Annotated in this window: 1 protein-coding gene and 1 pseudogene; both read left to right on the forward strand. The window is 60.3% G+C overall.

Features of this window, described 5'->3' with window-relative positions:
- A partial coding sequence (locus XBLMG947_RS19710; RefSeq protein WP_065470251.1) for an esterase/lipase family protein occupies positions 1-1,585 on the forward strand: 1,585 nt, incomplete at its 5' end.
- A gap of 31 nt (positions 1,586-1,616) precedes the next feature.
- Positions 1,617-2,125 (forward strand): annotated as a pseudogene (locus tag XBLMG947_RS22095) (type VI lipase adapter Tla3 domain-containing protein); the annotation flags it as partial.

Raw genomic sequence — 2,125 nt, forward strand, 5'->3', positions numbered from 1 at the left:
GGCCAAGAAAGGGCAGCGCATCTGGAATATCGATTCGATGACGAGTCTCGTCACCGCGGACAACAGCATTTCGTGGCCGGGGCAGGATGCAGCTGCCCGCCAGCTGTTGCTTAACATGGATGCGGTAGAGGTGGACGATGGAGGCCCGATCGAACTCCGGAGAGAGGAGTCCTTCGTTTACCTGCCGGACGAAGGCCGCTCAGCTGACCGCAAGCGCGAGGAAATCCGTCAGGCACGGCTCGATGACAAGCGCCGGAGGGGATGGGGGACTGTCAGCTGGTATTCCTATGGTCCGTTCCTGAACTGGCTGGAAGAGCATCTGGCCGGTGCCACCTATCGCAACGGCAAGCCCAGCATGACTTTCCTGGAACTCCTTCAGCAGGTAGGCACCAGCCCGACAGGCGCGATCCACGCGCCGCCGCCCCTGACCGAGGAGCAGATCAAGAAATTGGTCAAGTTCCGGTTTCCGGTGCATGCGGTGGGCTACAACTGGCTGAAGTCCAATCTCGACTCCGGGCAGTATCTGGCCGACAAGATTGCCGCAATCCGCAAGCATTACACGGACCTTGGCATGGACTGCCAGAAGGTGATCGTCATTACCCATTCGATGGGCGGTCTGGTCGCCCGTGCAGCCTCGCAAGCGTGCGGCGCGGACAAGGATATCTTGGCCGTGATCCACGGCGTGATGCCGACCGACGGTGCCGGGGCATTTTATAAGCGCTTCGTCGGCGGCTTCGCGGGGGAGGGCGAGGGGATTCTCGGTGGCTTGATAGGCAAGGTCACCGCATTGGTCCTGGGCGTGAGCGGGCGCGAGACCACACCGGTGTTGGGCTTTGGGCCGGGTCCGATGGAACTTGCTCCCAACCAGTTCTACAACGGCGGCAAGCCGTGGCTGTTTATCAAGGATGCGCACGGCAAGACCTTGTTGAGCCTGCCGGAGCGAGGTAACCCTTATGAAGAGATCTACCGCGCCAATCCGTGGTGGCAAGCCGTCAATCCGGCGTGGCTCAATCCAGCGGGCTTGCCGTTCAATCCATTGTTGATCCACCGGCAAGCGATGAAGAAGGCGGAGAGTTATCACAAGCAGCTCGCGCAGAAATTTCATCAGCCCACCTACGCGTATTGGGGCAATGACGCAGCGGATCACAAGGCCTGGGGTTCAGTCACCTGGCGTGCGGTCGTTGCCAACGTCTACGACCCAGATCCTGGCGATTTCTTCTTTGGTGATAAGCCACCGAAGCGCACGTGGTTGGAAAGGCCGGGCAAGGCGATTGCTGGTCATCCCGCACAATGGCACTGGTCCTCCGGTCATGACGACCTGCCTGCCAACGAAGCGTTGCCGGAGCGATATCTGCTTGACGAAGATGGCCAGACCTTGCGCTGCACGCTTGAAGCACCTGCCGACGCAGGCGACGGCACCGTCCCTGCCGCGCACAGCGGTGCAGGGGTGATGCGGGGAAGCCCTGCGGTAGCCTGTCGCACTATGGGCTACGATCATCAGATGTCCTACAACAACGACAGTGTGCGTGCTTTCGTGTTCGACAGCGTGGTGCGTGCGATTGCGCCGCTCGTGGTCACAGCATGAAGCATCTGCACACGTAATACATGGGAATCCAGGGTTGGGCAACGATATTCGTAACGGCGTCTTGGCGATTACCGCCCTGGTGGGCGTGGCCTTTGGGGGGCATTGGCTATGGAAAGCGCGGAGTGCTGTGGCCAAGCAACCAGCGGCCATTGCAAGTGTCCAGGCCACGACGGCTGCGGCCTCCTCCCCGCATGGGCGCATGCTGGCTGGCGAGGGAGAGCGCTATGTCTTGGAGGTGCGCGGGCTGGGACTGGCGGTAGGCGACTACTACCAGACGGTCTGGCAGGCCATACGGGAAGACGATGACGCATTCAAGTCTGTGCTTCCGCAAGATCCCAAGTACTACGATCCAAACACGCGGATTGGCGATGCGACGCTTGCTGCCAGCACATCGTTTGGTGATGCAGCCAAGGAAGCAGTGGAGCGCTGGCCGTTGCCGGTGATCATCATCGGACCACCAACGACGATTGATGATGATAGTTCGATGGCTGATGCGATTGCCTACAAACGTCAAGCCGAAAGCCTCGGGTTGACTCTTTT

Origin of the sequence: Xanthomonas bromi (assembly GCF_900092025.1) — a bacterium.
GTDB classification, from domain to species: Bacteria; Pseudomonadota; Gammaproteobacteria; order Xanthomonadales; family Xanthomonadaceae; genus Xanthomonas; species Xanthomonas bromi.